Raw genomic sequence first — 3981 nt, forward strand, 5'->3', positions numbered from 1 at the left:
ACTCGCTGGGGCGACTCCCACAACGTTTCGAGCGACCTATTTCAGAACGATGCCACGGGCTGCGTAGCTCGTGTTCGAGCACACCAATTCCAAGTAGAAAACTCTCCATCAAACCCGAGGCTTGACAGTGCCGTCGATGGAGACATTCCAATCGATGTCACCGGCAGCATCGGCATCGGAAAGCACATGGGCCACCACTCGGTCCCAGGTGCCGTCGGCGGCGTAGCGGCGGTGACGTTTCCATGCCGTCTGCCAGGGGCCGAAGTGCTCGCGTGGCAGGTCACGCCAAGCGATACCAGCCCGGTAGCGGTAGACGATTCCTTCGACGATTCGACGGTTGTTCTCAAACTGACGGGCTCTCTTGCCGACGTTCGAGGGCAGGAGTGGTTCGATCCTCGCCCACTGCTCATCGGTGAATACTCGGTGTCGTTGCTGTGTAGTCACGCCTCCACCGTGACAGTCCTGGAATGGCCAATAAAGAAGACACACCCTAGTTGAGTGAGCCAGCGAGAAGTCGAGTCATCTCAACTACAAAGAAGCCGCGGACTGCACCGACAACGATTCGGCCGGCGAAGCACTCGTGGGTCTTTTGAGAATCGTAAACATAGAATAGTCAGGCCGAAACCCAGTTCGATTCCGACGCAGCAGCGTCCCAGCTTGGGAATGAACCTCAGCGCCGCGTCGGCGACAACTGCGAGGACCGCACTAGAGGCAAGCGTGTCCACCGCGGCGACCGCAAGCAACAACGCGAGGTTGGGCTTGGGATCCTCTTCGCCCACCAAACTTTGGTCATTGGATGACCTCACCCATCGCAACGTTGGGACAGGTCTTTGCGTTACGACCGGGCTACGCAGGGCCACTGACGCGTATCAATCCTCAAAGAAGCTCTCGGCGAAGAACTCCCATTGCTCGACCATGTCAATCGCGGAATCACGGAGCCAATGCAACTGAAGCCCGTCGAGGTACGCAATCAACTGCAGGGCCGCGGCCCGGGGACGGGGATGCCACGGCACGATTCGCTCGGCAAAGAACTCAAGGGCGAGACGCTCCCTGGCGCGGAAATAGTGGTAAGCCGGGTGATCGATGGAGAGTGCCTCTGCAGCCAGAATAGTGTACAGCTGAACCAGTTGCGGCCGGTCGGCATTCCACCGAACGAGGTCGTCGAGAAGTTTTCGGGCGGCCCCGGGGGTGTGCGCGATCGTGTCGTGTCTCAACGCGTCAACAGTGTCCCGATCCCTCCGGGCCAGGACCGCCTCCAGGAGCGCCTCTTTCGAGGAAAAGTGGTGCAGCAGGCCGGGCCGTGAGATGCCGGCGGCGCGGGCAAAGTGGTCAATCGTCGTCGCGTTGAACCCGACCGACGAGATCAATTCGGTCGCAGATGCCAGGATCTCATCACGCCGAGCGTCAGGAGGCAACCGGCGACGGGCAGATGAATCGGTGGTGCTATTCATGAAAGCTCCCTCTTGAGGCTGGGTCAGGGCTTTTCCCGACACTGTTCGCGTCTAGAGTATCTACATTGACGTAATGTTTTATCTACATTTCTGTCGGTAGGGTGGTAGGGTGTCGTGATGACCCTCATTCGAGAGCCGACTCTGCGCCCGGAGCATCAATGACTGCCACTGATTTGTACGTCACTTATTCGTCGGGGTGCCAACTCACGTCTCCCCGTTCTCACGCCGGTGACCTGCCGGGTGCCGCAGCCCGAGACCTCAAAGTGAGCACCCCCGGAAAATCATCGGACAGTTGACAGAGCCGCCGTCGTCGTCATGGTCGTCGTGAGAATAGGCGACAAACAGATGGTCTGGCTGGTCGCTGTTATCGCACTCACCTTGGCGACCACCGTCTTTGTCCTGGTCCGCTAGCGTCACCACCGCGCCCCGCATCGATTGAAGGCTCTTAATTGTCTGCATCACATCCCACTCCCGATCGTATGGCTAACACCGCGATTGCCATGCTCAGCCTTGAAGAGAAGGCCGCACTCCTTTCAGGCCGCGATTTCTGGTCCACTCATCCAGTCGCACATGCGGGCATCCCGACTGTGGTCCTCGGGGATGGCCCCCACGGGGTGCGTCGACAGTTCGGCAGCAGCGATCACCTCGGCGTGACCGGAAGCGAACCGGCAACCTGTTTCCCGCCCGCTGTCGCAGTCGGGTGCAGTTGGAACCCGCAAGTCGCTGAACGCATCGGCGCTGCGATTGGCCGCGAGGCTCGTGCGCTCGGAGTGAACGTGGTGCTCGGTCCCGGCATTAACATAAAACGATCCCCGCTGTGTGGCCGGAACTTCGAATATTACTCCGAGGACCCCGCACTCTCAGGTGCTCTGGGATCGGCACACGTCAGGGGACTCGCGTCTGAAGGCGTCGGCGCGTCGGTGAAGCACTTTGTCGCAAACAATCAGGAAACCGAGCGGATGCGGATCAGCGCAGACGTCGACGAGCGAACGTTGAGGGAGATCTACCTCCCCGCGTTCGAGCACGTCGTTATGACGGCTCAACCCGCTACCGTCATGGCCGCCTACAACCGCATCAACGGAGTGCCGGCAGCGGAGAATCATTGGTTGCTCAACGACGTACTACGCGGCGAGTGGGGATACGCCGGGGCGATCGTGTCCGACTGGGGAGGAATCGTGGACCCCGTCGCGTCATTAGAGGCGGGGGTAGATCTCGAAATGCCCGGCACTCGCGGCCGCAGCAAGCAAGCCATCGTCGATGCCGTGCTTTCCGGCACACTAGAAGAACGCGTTGTAGACACCGCAGCGCGGCGGGTGCTTACATTGACCGGCCTCGTCGATGTTTCGCACGAACCTTTCGATGCTGAGGCCCACCATGCTTTGGCCTTAGAACTCGCCACCGAATGCGCGGTGCTGTTGAAGAATGACCACAGCACCCTCCCCTTGACACACGGCGCCCGGATCGCAGCGATTGGCGAGTTCGCTCGGACGCCCCGATACCAAGCAGGAGGCAGCTCTAAGGTCAACGCCATCCGCGTTGACACGCCCCTTGACGCCCTTCAGACGATCGTGGACCGGCATAACAGCGAGCTGATGTTCGCGCCTGGTTTCATGCCAGACTCCGTGCCGTCGGATGATCTGCTGACCCGAGCTGTGGAGGTCGCTGCCGCCGCGGACGTGGCCATCGTGTTCGCGGGGCTCCCGGAGACCGAGGAGTCCGAGGGCTTCGACCGCTCACATCTGGCGCTCCCCGATAATCAGATTCGTCTGATTCGCGCGGTCGCGGCCGCAGCTCGGCAAACGGTCGTCGTCCTGAGCGGCGGCGGCACTGTCACTGTCGAGGGCTGGCACGAGAATGTCGGAGCGATCCTCCAGGGGCATCTTCTCGGACAGGCTGGGGGTGCCGCGATCGCGGACCTCCTCTATGGGTTCGCGAACCCCTCGGGTCGCCTCGCAGAAAGCCTTCCCGTCCGGCTCGAGGACACCGCCAGCTACCCCAATTTCCCCGGCGAGCAAGGCCACGTCCGCTATGGCGAGGGCGTGCTGGTCGGGTACCGGTGGCACCAAACCCTCCATACTCCAGCCCGATACCCCTTCGGTCATGGTCTTTCGTACACCACCTTCGAGACCAGCGACCTGACTGTGACGCGCACGGGTGAGGATGCCGCGACCGCGACGGTTCGGGTCACCAACACTGGCACCCGCGCGGGCTCTCACGTGGTCCAGGTGTACGTCTCGACCACCGCAGGACCTGTTCGACGGCCTGCGCGTGAGCTACGGGCATTCTCGAAGATCCACCTCGAGGCCGGCGAATCGCGCATCGTGAGCCTGGATCTGCCGAGGCGCGCGTTCGCGTACTGGGATATCGAGCTGGGCCGATGGGTGGTCGCACCCGGGGCTTACGTCATCGAGGTCTGCCAGGACGCCGCCACCGTACTTCTTAGGCAGAGTATGACGCTGTCCGGCGACATCATTCATCGTGAACTGACCCTGCTGTCCACTGTTGACGAGTGGCTCACCCACCCGCTCAC

The 3981-nt window shown here is 61.5% G+C and carries 2 protein-coding genes and 1 pseudogene; 1 reads left to right on the top strand and 2 read right to left on the bottom strand.

The genetic code is table 11. The features are described from left to right. Positions 1-123: 123 nt before the first annotated feature. Both D3I60_RS01540 and D3I60_RS01545 read right to left on the bottom strand, forming a co-directional pair. Positions 124-444: pseudogene (locus D3I60_RS01540) on the bottom strand (transposase); the annotation flags it as partial. Positions 445-869: 425 nt separating this feature from the next. Continuing rightward, complete coding sequence (locus D3I60_RS01545) at positions 870-1451, bottom strand: TetR/AcrR family transcriptional regulator (RefSeq protein ID WP_262774371.1); 582 nt, start codon at positions 1449-1451, stop codon at positions 870-872. A gap of 479 nt (positions 1452-1930) precedes the next feature. On the opposite strand from D3I60_RS01545, the gene D3I60_RS01550 reads away from it, so the two are divergent. Then, positions 1931-3981: glycoside hydrolase family 3 C-terminal domain-containing protein (locus D3I60_RS01550; RefSeq protein WP_262774373.1), on the top strand; the 2051-nt coding region annotated here is incomplete at its 3' end.

The organism is Brevibacterium permense (genome assembly GCF_025506275.1).
GTDB lineage: Bacteria > Actinomycetota > Actinomycetes > Actinomycetales > Brevibacteriaceae > Brevibacterium > Brevibacterium permense_A.

Bases quoted from the DNA above. Each gene is read 5' to 3' on its own strand.
- D3I60_RS01545 (WP_262774371.1), bottom strand. From the start codon at position 1,451: ATGAATAGCACCACCGATTCATCTGCCCGTCGCCGGTTGCCTCCTGAC.